We start from the raw sequence: 20,697 nt of genomic DNA, 5'->3' as shown, positions 1-20,697 counted from the left end.
AGAATATGATGGTGGTTTCACCTGCATCTTCGTTACGGGTTGTATGAACCGATGGTGTGCGACCGTCTTTACCTGGATCTCCATTTTGACCTGGTTCGCCCGTTACTTTTCCTAAGTCTTTATCAGATTCATTTTCAAATTTAGCAATTAGGTGCCCCTCTTCATTAATTTCAAAGGTTGGTGTTTTTCCTGGTTCACCTGGTTTGCCAGTAACATTTCCAATTTCTTGTCTATTACCATTAATTGTTACATATAATTTTCCATCTTCAATATCAAATCTTGGAACAACAGGATCTTTCGATTCAACTGGTTTGTAGATAAAGATTTCATCTTGAGATTCTTGTAAAACTTGTCTAGAGACTTCTCTCCAGTATTGTCCATTTCGTTGGACAAATGTACCTGCTTCAGTAACTAACTTACCATTAACAAAGCCATCAACAAATTGATCTGTTGTTGACTGAGGAAGTGTGTCCGGATTGACATGTTCATATAATACTTGAACACGACGATCTTTTCCAGATTGGACTTTTTTGATCTTTCCAACTTCAACTGTTTGAGGTGTTTTTCCTGGAAGTTGATTATATTCTTCTTCAGAATAGATATGTGTTTCAAAACTACTATCTTCAACCGTCATTTCATATAATTTTTCGGGTTGAACTTCAATTAAACCAAAGTCAACTGTTGGATTATGTCGATTCTCATTGAAGAATGGATTTTGTGGACTTACTTTAATTGTTGTAGTTGATCCATTAGAATCTTGATTACGATTGTCACCTTGGTATGGTTTTGTTGGTTCATAACCTTCTGGTGTCTGGAAGATTACTTGGTAAGTGCCCTCATCCAAATTATCAAAACGGTACTCACCATTTGGTTTAGTAGTTGTTGTCTTAACATTCCCATATTCATCTACTAACTTAACAGTAACACCAGCAAGACCACGTTCTCCAGTATCCTGAATACCATCTTTATCTGAATCAACCCAAACTTTATCCCCAATTGAGTAAACTTTTCGGTAGAAACCAGAATCAATAGTCATATCACTTCTATTATTAATAGTAACTGGTACGATAGTTCCATCCGAATCATTTACATCATTCCGATTATTATTCACATTCTTAATAGTAGGAATAAATCCTTCTGGTGTTGAAAACTCAACAAAATATTGACCATTAGGTAATTCATTAAATTCATAATGACCCTCACTATCTGTTCGGGTTGTACTAACAATCTCTCCTGAATTATCTAGTAATCGAACTTCAACGTTAGCAATTCCTGGTTCTCCTGGTTGTTGAATACCATCTTTATTCTCATCATGCCATACATGATCACCAATTGAGTAAATTCTTTCTCTAGGTAAAGCTTGGGCTGCTCCAGCTCCACTTACATGAGCAGTGCTGGAAGCTAGTTGCAATGACTTACCATTACCATGTAATATACCACCTGCTATTAAAGTTCCATCATCTTTTGCTTTACTGTCAACAACCATCACATATGTTTCATTTATATTTCCTAAATTAGCTTTACCTGTACTTTTCCCAGTAAGTTTTCCACCACTAAAAGATACATCTTCAAATTGATTTAATGTTGGGTAATTTCGTGTAACATCTTCAAAAATAGTTGTGTCATTATAGTTATTCGCACTGATACTATCAGCTAAGCGACGATTATCTTTTACTTTATATAATTTTACTGTACTATTTTCGGAATTAAGAGTACCTGCTCCTAGTGCAACACCTTCAATCTGAACATTATTTAGTGAATTTTTTTGTGGATTAAAATATGTGACATGTCTGTAATTCCCATCACTATTTACTTTAACAAAAGCTCTACTTCCATTTAATTGATCTTTTCTCATCATAAGATCAGAGTAATCAATTTGTACGTTAGGCAACGTGAATCTATTGGTTCCTACTTTATATTCAATATCATATGTTCCATTTTTAGCTGCTTTTTTTCGATCTATCGAATGACTATAGCCAATTTCCATCTCGATATTATCATTATTTTTAACATATTCTGTAAAAGTGTATCTAATAATATTCTTTTCTTTTAGGTCAGTAATAAATGCAATGACATTCCCATTTTGGTCTCTTACTATTGGGCTTTTTCCACCTGTTTTGCCTAATTCATTTAAATCATTAATAGTAACATTTTTATATTCTACATCAAAATAATCTCCCGGTTTTACTCGTTTCAAATTAGATTCCGGATTATTAAAACTAATATGATATGAAAAATCAAAAGTGTTATCTCTACCTCTTCTAATTGGGTTTTGCTGATTCAAAGGGGTAACATTAATCAAATGACCTACATCTCGCCCTTGAGGATTGGCTAATAACACACCTGGTTGAGTATGTTCATTCGCATACTTAACACCAGCTTGGATGATATTTTCAAGTAGTTGGTCTGGGTCGTTAGCAAGGGACATATCAACATTAGCTAAAATACCAGCAATATCTTCAGCTTTGTAGCCTGCATCTTTTAAGTAGGATTCGACGACTATTTGCGGATTATCTGCTTGCTGAATAGCTTTTTTGAATGTTTCTTTGGACTGATCTTGTGGGGTTGTACTGTCTTTATCCGCATCAATTAAACGTTCTGTTTGATCAACAACTTCATTTTTGGCTTGTTCTTTGGTTGTTTCGATTTCTTTAACAGCCGCTTCGATAGCGCGGATACGTTCTTCTTTAGCTGCTTCGACGCCGTAAGATTGTTGGAGTAAGTTAGCGTAGGTTTCGATTGTCGCCGCATTCTTGAAGTCAACAATATCACTATGGTCGCGCAAGTAAGTTAAGAATTCTTCTGGTAGTTGGTCAATCTGTGATAAGGTAGTCGTTGGTGCTTCGGCTGATTGTTCTTCACGAACTGGTTTAGCTACAGATTCAGCAACTGGTGCGAGTTGAGTCGCAGGAGCTTGAGGTGCTTTTGTATTTGTTTCTTCTATATCAGAAGTTTCTTCTGTTTGCTCATGACTGTCAGCTTGTTTTTCTTCAGCAACCTCTTCAGATTCAATTGCTTTCTCTTCGGTCTCTTCAGACGTCTTGACAGCTTTTTCTTCACTGATTCTGTCTTCTGTTACTTGAGGTTCTTCTGCTGATGTAACAGCTTCTTCCTGTTCTTGTAAGTATGGTGTATCGGGTTGCGGTTGTTCCTCAGCTGTTTTATCTGAGACAACAACTGTGCGCTCACCGACTGCTAATTCATCTGCACTTACAGATGAGCTAGTTGCGAAGACAAGTCCCGTTCCGATTGTGACGGACGCTAATCCGACTGTTAATTTTTTTAAAGCATAGCGCTTAAATTTATTGGCCTGCTTTTCTCTAAGTAATCGTTTATTATTTTTTCCGACCATGTAAATCCTCCTATAAAAAGTAGTCTTGTCATCATTATAGCAACAAATTAACAGATCTAGTTTTCATATTCATTCATACGAACTGAAGAATATTCCGATAATCAGGAGAATTATACGGATTACCATTGTATTTTTTTTTTTTTTTTTTTGAGAAACCGTTTACACAATGTCTATTTTACTATTTATACACTTTATAAACATTAATATGACTGTATTTCCATCTATTCTTCAATTCGAGTGAAGAGAATTGAAAGTTCATTCAAAAACATGTATGATTAATATTGCAATGTTTAATAGGAGGTTGATAAGATTATGAAAGAAGTGTTGCGAACTACTGATTTTAGACGACTAAACTTGTTAAGTTTTTTACATGCTAATAGAGAACACCCCACGCCATTCGAGGATTTAGCGAAAATGTTTGATGTCACGACGAGAACAATTCGCCAGGATTTAGACTTTTTACACGATTATTATAGCGACTTTGGAACTGTTGAGCATACAACAGAAGGGATTATCTTAACCTTAAGCAAGCGAGGTAATAACACATTAGTTAAGCAAAACTACTTGTTATCTACTAATTACATTAAAATCTTGCTTTATATTTTAGAGCAAGGCACCACAAGTTTAGAAGATATCGCAACCTCATTCTATATTAGTGTCAGTTCTGCTTCACGTATAATTAATCAATTAAGTAAACGATTAGTTGAAAAATTCGATATCTCAATTTCACATTCACCGATTGAACTTCACGGCGATGAACGCCATATTCGCTTCATTTGGGCGCAACATTTGTACGAGATAGAAGCATTACTTGACTGGGAAGCGATTGGTGTAGATGAAATTGAATTAGAAAAAAGTTTATTAGATCTTATATCATTAATGGATATTACAGTAGAATTCATGACATTTGCTTCTTTTAAATTTTTGACCTATGTTGGATTACGACGTTATAAGCAAGGGAATTTAGTAAATTCTGATACATTGAACACTGCCTTTTATCTAGACCACTTATATCAATCGTTAAATTATGATAGTGATAAAATAAAACAATTTAAACAACATACAGAGAAAATCTTTGGTATACCTTATTCTGATGAGCTGATTGGTCAAATTTTTTATGTTTATGTGCAAAATAATTACGCTATTAACTATGATCATTTAATTCAAATGAACCAACATGACTTAAAATCAACTCAATTACAATTAGATATCGGTGGGATGTTGTATCGGTTGAGTCATGAGTTTAAGATTGACTTACCGAATAAGTTTGATTTACTGTTAGAGATTCATAATTCAATTCACTTGTTTAATATTGATTTAGGATCGAATTATTTGTATGTAAGGCGCAATCATTATGCATGCAAGCATCTGCAGCAGTTAATTCCGGAATTTTATGAGCGGGCTGAGGGACTCCTTCGAGAATTAGTATCAAGCTTGGAGATTAAGCATCTGGATGATCCGAATTACATGGAGTATTTGATGTATATTTTATTAATCAACTGGCATGATTTGCTCCCACAATTATTAGAGAAGTCGAGTCAGTTGAAGTTCTTAATTATTAATCATCATAATACACGGCATAGTGAGGTGCTGAAAGAATTGTTTCAGTTTTATTTCCGGAAGAGTATTCACTTCGATTCGCTGGAGTATCCAGAATTGCGCTGGCAAGCGATTAATCTCGATGATTACTATGCCATCTTGACGACAAAAAATGTGATTGATCTAGAGACGACCACACCAATTATTCATATGAATGATGTGCCGACAAAGGAAGAGTTCAACCGCATTCGGACAGAAATCAGCAATCTTCTCCCTAATAGTATTAATCGACTATAGCATAATCCCCGCTACATGAGTGTCATAATTCATGTAGCGGGGATTTTTATGGTATGCGGTTATGAATCCAAGGCTTCGAGTTGAGCTAACAGCTGGATATATTGATAACCCATTGCTGTGATAGTCATCTGCCGACTATCCGGATTCTCACTATGAGCAAGGGTGATGTGTAAGTGGTCTGCTGGCATGTCTTCCATCGCAACGGTTGGCCATTCAACGATAGAGACTCCTTCTCCACTGAAGTATTCCTCTAATCCTAATCCTTCAACACCACTATCTTCCAAGCGGTACAAGTCCATATGATAAAGCGGCAGGCGTCCCGATGTATATTCGCGAATAATGGTGTAAGTGGGACTCTTAATTATACGATCAATCTCAAGTCCCGCTGCAACTCCTTTGGTAAAAGTGGTCTTGCCTGCACCTAGATCACCTTCCAACAGAATCGTCATACCTGGCGTTAAGTATTGGCTCAGTTTTTCGGCAAATTGTCGTGTTGCTTCTTCTGAATGTAATTGTTTTTGATACATTTAAAATCTCCTCTTACTTACAACAGAAAAACCACGAGGCATGATGCTCATGGTCTTTCTATCTTGATTATTTTGGTGATTGTTTATTTATATAGTGGATTTTTGTCAGTTAATGCTTTAACTTCTTGACGAATAGCTTCTTGTTCTGCTTCGTCTTCTTTCGCGCGTAGCGTACGGACGATCAGTTCGGCTACTTTACGCGCATCTTCTTCATCGAAGCCACGTGAAGTGATGGCTGGAGTACCGATACGGATTCCGCTGGTGACGAATGGACTTTTCGTCTCGAATGGAATGGTGTTTTTGTTAACTGTAATTTTCACTTCATCGAGTAGGTGTTCTGCTTCCTTACCGGTTAAGTCGAAGCCTGTCACATCAATTAAGGTTAAGTGGTTCTCAGTTGCTCCCATAATGACGCGCGGTTCCGCTGCCTCGTTGAACACTTCTACCATCGCTTTGATATTTTTCTTGACTTGTTGTTGGTAGTCCTTGAACTCTGGTTGTAAGGCTTCATGGAAGGCTACTGCTTTAGCAGCAATCACATGCTCAAGCGGTCCGCCTTGTGAGCCTGGGAAGATGGCTGAGTTTAATTTTTTCGCCAACTTGGTGTCGCGTGATAGAATTAAGCCGCCACGAGGTCCACGCAAGGTCTTGTGTGTGGTGGACGTGACAACATCAGCATAAGGAATAGGACTTGGATAATCTCCTGTTGCGACTAGACCAGCGAAGTGCGCCATATCAACCATTAAGTAAGCGCCTACTTCATCGGCAATCTCGCGGAACTTCGCAAAATCCAGCTCACCTGGATACGCACTGTAACCAGCAATAATCATCTTCGGCTGGTGCTCTTTCGCCAATCTTAACACTTCATCGTAGTCAACTCGCTCGGTTTCTTGATCGACACCATAAGGCACTACGTTATAGATAATCCCACTGAAGTTCACGGGTGATCCGTGGGTTAAGTGGCCACCGTGAGACAAGTCCATACCCAAGTAGGTGTCTCCTGGTTCCATTAAAGCCTGAAAGACAGCATAGTTTGCTTGGGAGCCGGAGTGTGGTTGGACGTTCGCATATTCAGCGCCAAATAATTCCTTCACTCGGTCAATCGCAAGTTGTTCGACAATATCGACATACTGGCATCCACCATAATAGCGCTTACCCGGATAACCCTCCGCATATTTATTCGTTAAGACACTTCCTTGTGCCTGCATCACTTCATCGGATACGAAGTTCTCCGAAGCAATCAGTTCAATATTCTCTTCTTGACGCTGTTTTTCTTGGTCAATTGCCTTAAATAGTTCAGTATCTTTCACTATAACACAACACCTTTCTTCTACATGATTGTTCATAGGTTTTATTCATATGACATCTATAAAGATAACTGATTTTTTATTATTTTTCAACTGACAGCCTTTTAGTCGATTGGGTCAATTATTCACTGAGATGTTCTAACATGTCACGGACCATCTTCTTCAGATCATAGGTTGGGTTAAAGCCCCACTCATTCTCAGCTGCTGAGACATCCAGTGAATTCGGCCAAGAATCAGCGATACCTTGACGAACCGGATCCACATCATAACCCATTTCGAAGGAAGGGATTTCTGCTTTAATCGCTGTTGCAATGTCTTCCGGGGCAAAGCTCATCGCACTAACGTTGAAGGCATTGCGATGCTGTAAGTTCTCTGCCGGGGCTTCCATTAAGTCAATAATTGCTTGAACCGCATCTGGCATATACATCATATCCATCTTGGTTCCTTCCGCGATAAAGGACGTATATTGACCATCTGCTAGTGCTTTATAGAAGATGTCCACTGCGTAATCCGTTGTTCCGCCACCCGGTTCTTGTTCATAACTAATCAGTCCGGGGAAGCGCACCCCACGCGTATCAACGCCAAATTTTTCATAGTAATAATCTGCCAGTAATTCGCCACTGACCTTGGTGACCCCATACATCGTGGTCGGTCGTTGAATTGTATCTTGTGGGGTATGATCTTTTGGTGTATTGGGACCAAATGCACCGATCGAACTTGGGGCGAAAAACTGAAGATCATACATCCGAGCTAATTCCAATGCATTAATCATCCCGCCTATGTTTAAGTTCCAGGCGCCTTGGGGTTTATTCTCACAAACAGCCGACAACATCGCGGCTAAGTGGATAATCGTATCGAAGTTCCCATCTTTCACGATTTGTTCGAACGCATCATCGTCCAGCACATCTAACACTTGGAAGCGACCATTTTGGACAACTGTGGAGTGCATATCTTCTCTCACATCTGTCGCTAGAACGTTATCCACACCATAATCTTGGCGCAAACGTTCGACTAAAGCTGTTCCAATTTGTCCCAATGATCCTGTTACCAATATACGTTCCATTTTATCTCCTCCTTAGATTTTTTACAGTTGTGATCCTAATTAATCAAGCCATAATTTTAATCCGTCTCAACGGGTTTCACTTCTACATCATCAGCCGCGTAACGCTCAATATAAATCTTGTCAATAATAACGGCTAGGGCATTATCCCCGGTAATATTCGCAGCGGTTCCGAAGCCATCTTGAGTAATATAGAACGAAATCAATAAATTCGCTATCGTTCCTGTCGGGTCTACTCCCACTAATCCTAAGAAAGGAAGAGCTGACATAATCGCTCCACCTGGGGCACCTGGCGCAGCGACTAACGCAACACCTAAGACTACAATGAAGGGAGCAATCAAACCAATATTGACTGGCATATCATTCAGAATTAAGACCGCAGTTAAAGAAGATACGATCGTCGAGACACTTCCCATTAAGTGAGCTGTTGCGCAGAAGGGAATAACAAACTCACGAATACGCTCCGACACCCCATTCTTACGGGCACTCTCTAAGTTAAACGGAATAGACGCGGCACTAGACATCAAGCCGAGCGCAGCCACATAAGCAGATAGTTGATTCTTCACCATCATCCACGGACTCTTACCGGTATATAGGCCCGCTATAATGAACCAGCCAATAATAAGTACCCAGTGTAAGACAATAATGGTCACAAATACGCCCGCAAAGACGAGTAGCATGCTGAAGATTTCTCCCGTATAACTCAAGTTAATGAAGTTTCCGAAGATAAAGTAGGGTAGCAATGGAATAATAAATCCTTCTAAGATGAACGTGACAGCTGCATTTAACTCGTTGAAGATATTGTACATCGCTTTTGAACCTTTTTTATGTCGGAGCCAAGAGATAGCAATCCCAAACATAAAGGCAAACACAATAGCTGCCGAGACTGTAAACATCGGCTCAACGGGAAACTCAAAAAGCGGCTCTAATTCTTCAATCCCTCCTTCAGCTGCAGCACCAGAATTAATAATTAATGGGAACAGATTGGTCCCGACAATATAAGCCAAGAACCCACCAACCATCGTGGATAAATAAGCTAAGCCTGTCGTAATGCCCAACAACATACCTGCCCCATCGGATAAATCAGCAATCCCTTTCACGATAAATCCCACAATCATCAGTGGGATAAAGAACGTTAGAATCTCACCAAAAATCGCTGAAAACGTAATAGGGATTTGTAAGATAACTTCCGGCAAAAATGACAATTGTCCGACTAGAATACCAGAGGCAATCGCAACAAGTAACTTGACGATTAAGCCCCAACCGCCTTTTTTCTTCTCTTGTGAGTCGCGCGACTTTTTCTTATCTGACATGTCAACCACTCCTTTATTTTAAATTTAGATCTTAACTCTATCATTATATACCGAAAGACTCCCCTTACACAACCTACCTCACCTGTCTTAGAAAATCTCACTCGTGACAAGATTCACTTATTATACCGAATGTCCTCCTTTATTTATAGTGCGTCGTGCGTTGGCTGTTCTTCATTGGCTTCACTTCAATTATACATGAAATCGGTTTATATTCAACCGCTTTCATCGTATTTTAGGAATTTTTATGGTATTCTTAGATCACAATAGAGGAGAAAGGATGTTTACTATGAATATCTCAAAAATAATTACCGGCGTTGCTAGTGAAAATTGTTATTTTGTCCAGAAGAATGATCAACTTCTCATTATTGATCCCGGGGCTGAACCCGAACGCATCTTAGACAAGATTGATTCCCTAGCGGCTGAGCCCATTGCTATCTTACTAACGCATGCTCACTTCGACCATATCGGCGCGCTTGATGCTATTCGACAAGCATATGATATTCCTACTTACTTAAGTATGATTGAAAAAGATTGGCCGATGTCTACTGAATTGAACGGCAGTCAATTTTTCCACTTCGATATCACCGCCGCACAACCTGATCAACTGATTCCAGAAGAGACCGAGCAGCTAACTATCGGGGAGTTTCAGATCGATATTCGCCGCACACCTGGTCATTCACCGGGTAGCTTAAGTTATATTTTCACTGATGATAAAGTGGTGATCTCTGGTGATGCCTTGTTCCGTGAAAGCATTGGACGCACTGATCTACATGGAGGCGATCAAGCAACATTACTGACCAGTATTCGCCAACAACTTCTTACCTTACCTGATGATTATCATATCTATCCTGGTCATGGCATGAGCACCACCATTGCCCACGAAAAAGAACATAACATATTTTTTATGGCTTAATATGACGCTAAAAAAGGAAGTGGCTTCACGCAATGAAGGCCATCTTCCTTTTTAGTGTAATTAAGTTGTTGTTCGTTGTAGATCCCATTTATGAATAGCTAACTTGGCTTGACCTGCGAAGACGATCTGATCTTCGCCCGGTTCAGGATAGACTCGAGTCGACAGGACATATTCGCCGTGATTGATGAAGATTTCCAACGAAGATGTATCAGAGAATAGATGCAGTTCCGTTAGCTCTGATAACTCGATTTGACGCTTGCGTCGGCCGTATCCGGATGGTCCATGCTTCAAGGTTAAGAGACCATCTGCATACTCAATAACCGTATCTTGGCGCAAGGTAAGTGAGAAATCATCTGGCGTTTCTTCAAGCTGTATCATCATCTCATACACTTCTCCAGACAAGCCCTCAATCTCAGTCGGACCATCAACAGTCCACTGATGCGTCACATGATTCTGACGCAAGATGTTATATTCCGGTAGTGGCAATTGTCTAAGTTCACCGTCAACCACTCTTAGTTCTCGCGGCAACGTTAAGGCATGTTGCCACCCACGTGCAACAGTCGGATTCAAATATTCCGGCTCGGTATCACCAATGCCCATCCATCCCCACATAATGCGTCGACCGTGCTCATCCTCGAACGTCTGCGGTGCATAAAAGTCAAAACCACGGTCTAACTCTCGAAAATCTGTTGATCGCTCAAACCGTACCTCATCCCAATCAACCGCACCAAGAATATAACAAGCCGCATGCGGATTGTGGTATTGATACGTCGTCGGCAAAATCCCTTGCGGAGACAAAATCAATATATCCTGTCCATCGACTGCGAAGTAATCAGGACATTCCCACATATACCCTTCATCTTCAGTTCCTTCGATGAATTCACCGCTGAGCGACCAGTTGGACAGATCACTCGACTCATATAACAATATCGCTCCTGTATTTGACCGCTTACGAGCACCAAGAATCATATAGAATGTCTCTTCATGCTGGAAAACTTTGGGATCACGAATATGATCTGTATACTCATCAGGATAATCTGCATGGGGAATCACTACTTCCCGCGAATCAACTGAAAACCCGTCAGTACTCGTCACATGAACCGTATTTTGCTCACGACCACTATACGTATAGTCATGATCACCCGGCTGCTTCACATTCCCAGTGTAGAAGAAGTGCAACTGCCCCTCATGAACGAAGGCGTTGCCCGAATAGACCCCATCCGTGTCAAATGATTCGGTTGGTGATAAGAAAATATCTTCCTCTGTGAAGTGAACGAGATCTTGTGACGTCTTATGTCCCCAATGTGTCCGCCCACCATTTGGCGTTTCTGGAACATATTGGTGATAAATGTGATACGTCCCATTGAACTGAACGGCCCCATTCGGATCATTCAGCCACCCCACTTCCGGCATTAAGTGGTAATGCAATCGCCAAGGATCCGCATCCACTATTGCTTTCTGCCTGTTCATATCTTGCCTTATCTGCTTGGTAATATCAGATTGTGACGTCATCATGCCCTCCTCTTTTTAAAGTGTCTCTTTAATCGATTGACGCTGTGCCCAGACGAAGATAAAACCTGCCGCCATGGTTAAGAGTACCATTAAGTAGTACAATCCAATCTGTACCAATCCTTCGTACAGCAAACCACCTGGCAAGAACGTAATCCCCATACCTGTTGCTTGCAGATTGAATAGTTTGACTAGCACACCACCTACTGCTCCGGCAGCAATCCCCGAACCTAGAATACGGAGTGAACGAATATTAATTCCGAATAAGAGAGGCTCTGTAATTCCGAATAAAGTTGAAGACGTGGTCGCCAGCATATTGGTTCGTTTTACTTTATTTTTCACTAGGAAAGCGGCTCCTAATGCAGCTCCAAACTGACCAGCCATACTAGCTGTCGCAAGTGGTTGAATGACATTGTAGCCCACATCATTCAGTAAACCAATTTCAATAATACTAATAGAGTGGTGAAGACCCGTAATGACAATTAATTGTTGTAAGCCACCAAAGACCGCATATCCAATTCCAAAGGGTGCATTAATTAACCAAATGATGCCATTAATAACATAATCTTCAAATAATTGAATAAATGGTCCAACCCCTAGCATAACGACAGCCATTGTGACCGTTACAGCCACAAATGGTGTAACCAATAAGTCAATAACTTTCGGCACAAAGGTTCTTAGCCATTTTTCTAACTTGGAAAGCAACCAACCGACAATAATCGCTGGAAAAATTGTCCCTTGATAGCCAATCAAGTCAATCCCAAAAACATTCAGTGGCTCGGCATCTCCTCCAGCGACTGCCCAAGCATTTGGCAAGGCAGGGTTGACTAACATCAATCCAACTAAGATCCCAAGTAACGGTGTGCCCCCGAATTTTTTCGTCGCACTATAAGCAATCAGTACGGGTAAGAAAGCAAACGCCGTATCCGTTAAGACGCCAATAAAGGTCGCTACTTCCGGCGTAAATTCGACGCCAAACTGAGTAATCGTCCCGCGTACCCCCATTAATAGACCCGTTGTGACCAAGGCTGGAATAAGCGGAACTAAAATATCTGCTAGCGTTCGGACAATTTTTTGGGTAGGCGACATATTGGCATAAACTTCATCTTTATAATGGCTACTCTCTTCATCGCCCCCACCAATTTCCGCTTTTAATGCCGCGTAAACATCATTGACTGTACCTGTTCCGAAGATAAATTGGTGCTGACCGGTATTGAAGAAATATCCTTTTACATATTCAATTTCTTCTGCTTTTTCTTTATCGACGACACTATCATCTTTCAAGATAATACGCAAACGTGTCGCGCAGTGCTCGAATGTCTTAATATTATCTTGTCCACCAACTACATCTAATACTTGCTGAATCGTCTGATCATATTTTCCCATGAATTCTCTCCTTTATTTATACGCTTCGTTGCCAATAAAAACTGGCCCTTGCATTTGTAACGGTTGATGATTGGATGGCGTGATCGGTTCTAATAGTGTCATCTTCTATTGTTATTTGAACATAAGACGACACTTGCTCCACTTGACTAACCTCCTTCTCGAACTTAATGATTCCAGAACACACATCATGTCTAGTCAAAAAATCAGCTTCCAGCGCATCAAGCATCCACGTCAAGTAGACGGAATTATTGACATGATTGTTCTGGTCAATATCGGTGTACCGAACAAGATACGCTTTATGTAAGGCTTGTTCGGTCTGGAGTGGCTCCAGCTTGTTTGTTCGGCGAATTTGCTTATTATACGTTGCTTGATAGGGTACTGCAACCGCTTCGGGAATCCGAACAATCTTGCGCTTCGTCAAGTCCATAATCCCAAAGGTTGCCGTTGTAGCCACAATTAAATTCTCCTGCTCATCGTACACCTTGAACTCCCGATAACAAAATAAGCGATTATACTCCGAAGCATAAGTCTCGAAGGTTACCGTCTCATCGCGACGTGGCAGACGCTTAATATCAAACTCATAGGCTAAAATAATCCATGATCGATTTTGTTCATGAAAAAATGTTTGCTGCTGTTCACTTGCAATCTGGGCCGTCTGCTCACCAGATACCTTCAGCATATAATTTACCAGCATCGACAAGTGAATGGTCTGCTTACGGTCGCATAAAAAATAGGGAATTGTGTACTGTTGTCGAAATGTTGCTTGCGTCATAAAAACATGCTCCTCTTTTTAGTTACTCAGCGACTTGATCATCATCGGTTACGTCTGGTTCATACGTAATCATAATCTCATCCACTCGGCGATTCTTCACATCAACTACTTCAAATCTATAATGATTGCATGTATAGGAATCACCTTGCTGCGGCATCCGTTCAAGCGACTCAATCACGAAACCACTGACCGTATGCGACAACCATTCTTCATCAGGATCGATATCGAAGCGTTCAAACAACTTCACAATCGAATACGTCCCCTTCACTAAGAATTTACGGTCCGGCTCAATTACGTGAAACTCTTCTTCAATCACATCCCGCTCATCCCAAATCTCACCCACTAATTCTTCTAAGACATCTTCCATGGTGGCAATCCCCGTCATTCCCCCATGCTCATCAATAATAATTGCCATATGATTCTTATTGCGTTGCATCAACCTTAACAAATCTGACAATTTCATAACGGGAGGCACGAACAAGACTTCTGATAACAAACTAACAATCGACGTTGCGTGAACTTTTTGTTGTGACTTAGCTTTCAAATATCGGTGGAAGTCTTTTTCATGCAAGACACCAATCACATTATCTACCGTCTCTTCATAAATCACAAGCCGTGAAAACGGACTATGCTCAAAAATATTTTCTATCTTCTCATCCGGATCATCAATCTCCGCTCCAACGACATCAATCCGAGGCGTTAGAATTGAAGAAACATTCACATCATCGAACTCAATCGCTGCCTTGACGAGTAAATGTTCATCATGCTCAATACTTCCTTCCACCCGAGCTTCTTCCACGAATGATAACAATTCCGCTTCACTAATCGTATATGCCGAATCTACCGGAATAAATCGTTTAACCAAATTTTGCCATTTATTCAATAACCAGATAAATGGCTTCAATACTAACATCAACGTACTTAACACCGGTTGCGAAAACATTGCAACTTTCTCAGGAGCTAATTTTGCCAATAACTTCGGGGCAATCTCCCCGAAAAATAATAACAATAAGGTGGTGACAATCGTAGCAATCGCCCCACCATATGTCGGAAAAATAGCCACAAAAAATATAGTCGCTACTGCCGAACCAGCAATATTGACTAAATTATTCCCGATCAAAATGGTAGACAACAACGATTCAAACTGTTGCTGTAACTTCAACGTCTTCTCCGCTCGCTTATCACCATCTTCACTTTTATTTTTTAATCGAACAGCTTTGGCTGAAGTGAAAGCTGTCTCACTAGAAGAAAAAAAGGCGGATAAAATAATACAAATAATAAAAATTAAAATACTATAAAACTGACTTGACTCCATGACTGGATAACTCCTCCTTGTACGCAGTTCCCCATAAGTATACCATAAATTTTTAGACAAAACGATAGTGTTTTTCTCACACAAGAGTGATATAATACAGTCATGAGAGGTGATTCAATGAAACGAGAAACATATGCTGAGATAAACCTTAGCAACTTAGCTCATAATATTCATTCATTTAAACAATTATTATCAAGTGACACGGCTATTACCAGTGTTATTAAAGCAAATGGATATGGCCATGGTGCAGTTATGATTGCCAAAGAATTAACTGAACTTGGTATTAACCGATTCGCGGTAGCATTAGGACAAGAAGGGATAGAATTACGTGAAGCTGGCTTAACCGATAGTTCCATTCTTATTTTTACGCCTATTGATGAGGCCAATGTTGCTGAAGCCATTCGTAATCAGCTAACGATGACCATCTTCACTCCAACGCAAGCAACTATTATTTCGCAACAAGCTCGCGAATTACAACTTCCAGTGACTGTCCACTTAAAAGTAGATACAGGAATGGCTCGACTTGGTGTGCGCTCCTTAGAAGAGGCCGTAGCTACCCTTGAAGCGCTCGACACAGAGTGGATAACTGTTGAAGGAATTTATACGCACTTCGCTAATGGCGATGATCTTGATCATCCGGAATATACCCATCAACAATTCAATGCTTTTCGAGACATATTTGAAGCCTTAGAAGAGCAAGGCTATCGCTTCACATTCAAGCACTGCTGTAATTCTAGTGCTACCATTCGCTTCCCCGATTATCATCTAGATATGGTGCGTATTGGGCTAGGCATGTACGGGTATAACACCGATTCGAGTATGGATGGCATGCTAGATATTCGTCCTATCATGACCATTAAGTCACATATTGCTCACATAAAAACTGTGTCCGCTGATACTCCGGTAAGTTATGGTTGGTCTCATTATACAAAAGAGCCGACTAAGATCGCTACACTTGCCCTAGGATATGCTGATGGTGTTCCAAGAAGTCTGTCGAACGGCGGTCAATTTAAAGTACGCGGTCAAATCGTATCCATTATTGGTCGGGTCTGCATGGACCAACTGATGTTAGATGTCTCTGATGTAGAAGAAGTCGCAGTAGGAGATACTGTTTTATGGTTTGGTGATGAAACAATTGGTGGCTTAAATCTAGAAGATACCTGTAATATGTCAAATCATTATCACTATGAAGTCCTATGTAACTTAAATCAGCGCCTCCCACGCATTTATCACAACTAATTTTCAAAAAAAGACCGTACGGACATGTCCGTACGGTCTTTTTTTGCTTAAATTAATTATTGATTGTCGTCTGCTGCGTCATCTGCTGCTGCATCTTCAGCAGGGTCTACTGTTTCGTCTGCTGCTGGATCTTCTACTGTTTCTTCAACAGCTGGCTCGTCTACTGCTGGTTCTTCTGCTGTATCTTTTGCACCATTACTACATGCTGCAAGTGTTCCTGCTGCTAATACGACTGTTAAAAACTTAGATAATTTTTTCATCTGTATCTCTCCCTTTAAAAAGTTAATTCTATTATTTATTAATTATTGATTGTCGTCTGCTGCGTCATCCGCTGCAGGGTCTGTTGCGTCATCTGTTGCTGGATCTTCAGCAGGGTCTACTGTTTCGTCTACTGCTGGATCTTCTACTGTTTCTTCAACAGCTGGCTCGTCTACTTTTGTATCGTCTGCTGCATCATTCGCACCATTACTACATGCTGCTAACGTTCCTGCTGCTAATACAACGGTTAAAAACTTAGATAATTTTTTCATCTGTATCTCTCCTTATAAAAAGTGAATCCTATAATTTAGTTAATTTGAATTATTGTTTGTCGTCTGCGTTTTCTTCCCAATCGCCGTCTTCAGTTGCTTCAGTGTCAGCGTCTGTTTTATCATCTGTTGGGTCAGCTTTGTCATCCATTGCATTGTCTGCTGCTGGATCTTCCACTGTTTCTTCAACAACTGGCTCGTCTACTTTTGTATCATCTGTTGCATCATTCGCACCATTACTACATGCTGCTAACGTTCCTGCTGCTAATACAACGGTTAAAAACTTAGATAGCTTTTTCATATATATCTCTCCTTTTTAATTACCATATATCCAATATATCATTTTTTAGGACTTAATCAAGTCATTACCTTTGAAATCTCTCAATATGTGGTAATTCTAATATATATTTAATGACTTTTTGTTTTAGTTGCTTGATATATTGCTTAATCACTCATAGATAGAGCGATTAATCATTAAGTTAATTAAGTCATTGAGTCATTTTCTTAATGATTATAATTACATGTTAGCAAGCCTTTTCTAAAAAATCAAGTCATATGGTTCATATAAACATTACCTTTTTGTGAACTTTATATGAATTTTCCAATGCTATCTCTAGAATAAATAGTATCTTCGTCATTTCATTTATAAAGTAAAAGCATGCTCAATAGCTCGAGTATTCAATCTGTTCAGTCCCGCCACCATTGCACCTTCAATTGTAACAGAAAGGAGTTCATAAACCCTTCATTATTTATATCTGATTCTTTCTTCAAAAGCTTCATTAGTCAGCATTTTTTCTGATATAATATGAGGAGCGAAAGGACGATATCTTATGAGAATAATTCGCAAACTATTTACTGCAATTTTATTCATTTTGTTTGGCTATTGGTTAGCGCTATCCAATGTACTAGCTGGCTCAAAAATAGAACATGGCATTCAACAAGTCATGGATATTTTACCTATAACGTCAGATGCTTGGGACCAGCCGGCACATACGAAGACAAATATACAAACCACTTTAATCAATACGCTATCCGACTCATCGGAAGAGAACTTTGATTTCTACACGATCCAACAAGACATTATCAAAAAAACGAATGAACTACGGGCCGAGCTTGGAGCTGGTGAGTTAACCGAACAAGCCTCTCTCGATACAGGGGCACTTATTCGAGCTCAGGAGACGATGACTTCTTTCTCCCACACGCGTCCCAATGGTCAAAGTCCATTCAGTGTCTTCACTGATAGTGCAGAAGCACCGAACTATAATTATACCGTCATCGGTGAAAACTTAGGTATGGCCACTCATCATCGCTTAAATCAAGCAGAAGTAACTGACCTTATTTTCAATGGCTGGGTAGATAGCCCTGGTCATTACGAAAATATGATTAATCCTAGCTTTACTGAGATTGGTGTTGGCGTAGCTTCAGATGGGGAAGCAATCTATATTACTCAATTATTCGGTCGACCACAATAATTTTTTTACTTGAAAAGACTCCAACTGAACTATCAGCTGGAGTCTTTTCTTTATCATTTTTTTAATCAGTTGAATGAATGGGTTGGTGCTGGGCTTACATCATGCCACCCATACCGCCCATACCCATACCTGGGTTCATGCCACCTGGTTGACCCCCATCATCATCAGACGGTAAGTCAGCTACTGCTGCTTCAGATGTTAACAGCAAGGCAGCCACACTAGCCGCATTTTGAAGCGCTGAACGTGTCACACGTGTTGGATCAATAATACCGGCTTCTACCATATTAACCATTTCACCGGTTACAGCATCGAAGCCAACCCCTTCATCCACTTGTTTCAGACGTTCTACAATGACGCTACCGTCTTGGCCTGAGTTCTTGGCAATTTGACGAACAGGTTCTTCTAAGGCACGAACAACAATATTCACACCTGTTTTTTCGTCTCCTTCTGCTTCAATATCACGTAATTGATCCAAGATATTGATATAAGCTGTTCCTCCACCGGCAACAATTCCTTCTGCTACCGCTGCTCGTGAAGCGTTCAACGCATCTTCAATACGCAATTTACGTTCTTTAATTTCGGTTTCCGTTGGGGCACCAACTTTAATAACGGCTACACCACCCACAAGTTTAGCGATACGTTCTTGCAATTTCTCTTGATCATAGCTAGATTCTGTCTCATCTGCTTGTTTCTTGAGTAATTGAACGCGCTCTTCTATTTGCGCTTTGTCCCCAGATCCTTCTACAATCGTCGTGTCATCTTTGGTAATAACCGCTTTTCCAGCGACACCTAAGTCATTAATGGTCGCATCAGATAACTCTAAGCCGAGATCCTCTGTGATGACCGTTCCGCCTGTTAGAATCGCAATATCTTCTAACATTCCTTTACGACGATCACCAAATCCAGGTGCTTTAACTGCTGTGACATCTAAAGTACCACGGATTTTGTTCAAGACTAAGGTTGGAAGAGCTTCTCCATCAATATCATCGGCAATAATTAAGAGTGGTCGGTTTTGTTGCATGATATTTTCTAATAAGGGTAAGATGTCTTGTACGTTAGAAATCTTCTTGTCCGTAATTAGAATGTACGGATTGTCTAAGTTGGCTTCCATCTTCTCATTGTCTGTTACCATGTATTGTGACAAGTAACCACGCTCGAACTGCATCCCTTCAACAACATCTAGTTCAGTCTCGATCCCACGTGATTCTTCAATAGTGATGACACCATCGCTTCCGACACGATCCATTGCATCCGCAATGAATTTACCTACTTCAGCATCACCCGATGATATCGCAGCAATTTGCTCGATTGACTCATTATCACTTACATCAGTTGATAAGTTGCGCAACGCTTCCACCGCACGATTTGTAGCTGTTTCGATCCCACGACGGATTCCGACTGGGTTTGCACCGGCAGCGACATTCTTCATCCCTTCATTCACGATCGCTTGTGCCAGGACCGTTGCTGTAGTCGTTCCATCTCCAGCAATATCATTTGTTTTACTAGCAACTTCTACTACTAATTGCGCCCCCATGTTTTCAAACTTATCTTCCAATTCGATTTCACGCGCAATCGTTACACCATCATTTGTAATTTGTGGTGCACCGTATGATTGGTCTAGAATCACATTGCGTCCTTTGGGTCCTAATGTCACTTTTACTGTATCTGCTAATTTATCGACTCCGCGTAACATCGCTTGTCGTGCATCTTCTGCAAATTTAATCTCTTTTGCCATAATTTAAATAAACTCCTTCCTGATTAAACCAATATTATCCTTCAACAATTGCAATAATATCTGATTCATTAACGATTAAATAATCTTTTCCTTGATCCTTTACTTCTGTTCCCGCATATTTTTCGAAGACAACTGTATCATTCTTCGCAACAATCGGCTCACTGCGCTGACCGCTATCTAATAAGCATCCTTGGCCCACCGCCACCACACGTGCTGTTTGTGGCTTATCTTTCGCCGATTCTGGCAGTACAAAACCACTCTGAGTTTTCTGTTCTTCTTTAATCACTTCGAGCAGTACACGATTTCCTAAAGGCTTTAACATAAAGTTCCCTCCATTTAAATTCATTAATTCATTATTTAATTGATGGATTTTAGCACTCACAGGTGCCGAGTGCCAACTCCACTAACTATTATAAGCAAGATAACTTTTTCTT

The 20,697-nt window shown here is 40.3% G+C and carries 18 protein-coding genes; 4 read left to right on the top strand and 14 right to left on the bottom strand.

Annotated elements, in window-relative coordinates:
• Positions 1 to 3,352: SdrD B-like domain-containing protein (locus HMPREF9703_RS09040; protein WP_004635922.1), on the bottom strand; the 3,352-nt coding region annotated here is incomplete at its 3' end.
• A 312-nt stretch (positions 3,353 to 3,664) separates the two neighbouring features.
• Between HMPREF9703_RS09040 and HMPREF9703_RS04375 the strand changes: the two genes are divergently transcribed.
• Entirely contained in the window at positions 3,665 to 5,188 is a 1,524-nt protein-coding gene (locus HMPREF9703_RS04375) for an AcpB/EbpR/MafR family transcriptional regulator (RefSeq protein ID WP_004635921.1), read from the top strand.
• 59 nt (positions 5,189 to 5,247) lie between these two features.
• Here the strand turns inward: HMPREF9703_RS04375 and tsaE are convergent, their stop codons facing one another.
• The 4 genes from tsaE to HMPREF9703_RS04355 all read right to left on the bottom strand — a co-directional run bounded on the left by tsaE (position 5,248) and on the right by HMPREF9703_RS04355 (position 9,395).
• Positions 5,248 to 5,715, bottom strand: coding sequence for a tRNA (adenosine(37)-N6)-threonylcarbamoyltransferase complex ATPase subunit type 1 TsaE (gene tsaE / locus HMPREF9703_RS04370; RefSeq protein WP_004635920.1), 468 nt, complete (start codon positions 5,713 to 5,715; stop codon positions 5,248 to 5,250).
• Positions 5,716 to 5,798: 83 nt separating this feature from the next.
• The gene (gene glyA / locus HMPREF9703_RS04365) at positions 5,799 to 7,061 is read right to left on the bottom strand and encodes a serine hydroxymethyltransferase (protein ID WP_050815192.1); all 1,263 of its coding nucleotides are present in this window, start codon (positions 7,059 to 7,061) and stop codon (positions 5,799 to 5,801) included.
• 82 nt (positions 7,062 to 7,143) lie between these two features.
• Complete coding sequence (locus HMPREF9703_RS04360) at positions 7,144 to 8,085, bottom strand: NAD-dependent epimerase/dehydratase family protein (protein ID WP_004635918.1); 942 nt, start codon at positions 8,083 to 8,085, stop codon at positions 7,144 to 7,146.
• A gap of 56 nt (positions 8,086 to 8,141) precedes the next feature.
• The gene (locus HMPREF9703_RS04355; RefSeq protein ID WP_004635917.1) at positions 8,142 to 9,395 is read right to left on the bottom strand and encodes a dicarboxylate/amino acid:cation symporter; all 1,254 of its coding nucleotides are present in this window, start codon (positions 9,393 to 9,395) and stop codon (positions 8,142 to 8,144) included.
• A 286-nt stretch (positions 9,396 to 9,681) separates the two neighbouring features.
• Here HMPREF9703_RS04355 and HMPREF9703_RS04350 point away from each other — a divergent pair, with 286 nt between their 5' ends.
• Positions 9,682 to 10,308, top strand: a complete 627-nt coding sequence (locus tag HMPREF9703_RS04350) for an MBL fold metallo-hydrolase (RefSeq protein WP_040376942.1) — start codon at positions 9,682 to 9,684, stop codon at positions 10,306 to 10,308.
• A 60-nt stretch (positions 10,309 to 10,368) separates the two neighbouring features.
• Here HMPREF9703_RS04350 and HMPREF9703_RS04345 read toward each other — a convergent pair whose 3' ends face one another.
• From HMPREF9703_RS04345 to HMPREF9703_RS04330, 4 genes are read right to left on the bottom strand one after another with little or no spacing between them, the layout of a single operon-like run.
• On the bottom strand, positions 10,369 to 11,820 hold the full coding sequence (locus HMPREF9703_RS04345) for a glycoside hydrolase family 32 protein (protein ID WP_004635915.1): 1,452 nt from the start codon (positions 11,818 to 11,820) through the stop codon (positions 10,369 to 10,371).
• Between the two features lie 15 nt (positions 11,821 to 11,835).
• A complete protein-coding gene (locus HMPREF9703_RS04340; RefSeq protein ID WP_004635914.1) occupies positions 11,836 to 13,203 on the bottom strand; it encodes a PTS transporter subunit EIIC in 1,368 nt (455 codons plus the stop codon).
• A gap of 16 nt (positions 13,204 to 13,219) precedes the next feature.
• Positions 13,220 to 13,975, bottom strand: a complete 756-nt coding sequence (locus HMPREF9703_RS04335; protein ID WP_004635913.1) for an acyl-[acyl-carrier-protein] thioesterase — start codon at positions 13,973 to 13,975, stop codon at positions 13,220 to 13,222.
• A 22-nt stretch (positions 13,976 to 13,997) separates the two neighbouring features.
• Positions 13,998 to 15,290, bottom strand: coding sequence for an HlyC/CorC family transporter (locus HMPREF9703_RS04330; RefSeq protein ID WP_004635912.1), 1,293 nt, complete (start codon positions 15,288 to 15,290; stop codon positions 13,998 to 14,000).
• Positions 15,291 to 15,407: 117 nt separating this feature from the next.
• On the opposite strand from HMPREF9703_RS04330, the gene alr reads away from it, so the two are divergent.
• Positions 15,408 to 16,529 carry an alanine racemase gene (gene alr, locus HMPREF9703_RS04325; protein WP_004635911.1) on the top strand — a complete coding sequence of 374 codons (1,122 nt, stop codon included), beginning with the start codon at positions 15,408 to 15,410 and terminating at the stop codon, positions 16,527 to 16,529.
• A 56-nt stretch (positions 16,530 to 16,585) separates the two neighbouring features.
• Here alr and HMPREF9703_RS04320 read toward each other — a convergent pair whose 3' ends face one another.
• Genes HMPREF9703_RS04320 through HMPREF9703_RS04310 form a run of 3 tightly spaced genes read right to left on the bottom strand, consistent with a single transcriptional unit; the run spans position 16,586 to position 17,357 of the window.
• Positions 16,586 to 16,789, bottom strand: coding sequence for a hypothetical protein (locus HMPREF9703_RS04320; protein WP_004635910.1), 204 nt, complete (start codon positions 16,787 to 16,789; stop codon positions 16,586 to 16,588).
• 42 nt (positions 16,790 to 16,831) lie between these two features.
• A complete protein-coding gene (locus HMPREF9703_RS04315; RefSeq protein ID WP_004635909.1) occupies positions 16,832 to 17,059 on the bottom strand; it encodes a hypothetical protein in 228 nt (75 codons plus the stop codon).
• Between the two features lie 49 nt (positions 17,060 to 17,108).
• Positions 17,109 to 17,357 carry a hypothetical protein gene (locus HMPREF9703_RS04310; protein WP_004635908.1) on the bottom strand — a complete coding sequence of 83 codons (249 nt, stop codon included), beginning with the start codon at positions 17,355 to 17,357 and terminating at the stop codon, positions 17,109 to 17,111.
• A gap of 529 nt (positions 17,358 to 17,886) precedes the next feature.
• On the opposite strand from HMPREF9703_RS04310, the gene HMPREF9703_RS08605 reads away from it, so the two are divergent.
• The gene (locus HMPREF9703_RS08605) at positions 17,887 to 18,528 is read left to right on the top strand and encodes a CAP domain-containing protein (protein WP_004635907.1); all 642 of its coding nucleotides are present in this window, start codon (positions 17,887 to 17,889) and stop codon (positions 18,526 to 18,528) included.
• A 94-nt stretch (positions 18,529 to 18,622) separates the two neighbouring features.
• Here HMPREF9703_RS08605 and groL read toward each other — a convergent pair whose 3' ends face one another.
• Positions 18,623 to 20,263 carry a chaperonin GroEL gene (groL, locus tag HMPREF9703_RS04300; protein ID WP_004635906.1) on the bottom strand — a complete coding sequence of 547 codons (1,641 nt, stop codon included), beginning with the start codon at positions 20,261 to 20,263 and terminating at the stop codon, positions 18,623 to 18,625.
• Positions 20,264 to 20,297: 34 nt separating this feature from the next.
• Positions 20,298 to 20,585, bottom strand: a complete 288-nt coding sequence (gene groES, locus HMPREF9703_RS04295; protein WP_004635905.1) for a co-chaperone GroES — start codon at positions 20,583 to 20,585, stop codon at positions 20,298 to 20,300.
• Positions 20,586 to 20,697 lie beyond the last annotated feature (112 nt).

This window comes from Dolosigranulum pigrum ATCC 51524 (assembly GCF_000245815.1).
Taxonomy (GTDB): Bacteria; Bacillota; Bacilli; order Lactobacillales; family Carnobacteriaceae_A; genus Dolosigranulum; species Dolosigranulum pigrum.
The sequence above is the reverse complement of the archived record's forward strand: the minus strand, read 5'-3'. Positions and strand labels throughout refer to the sequence as shown.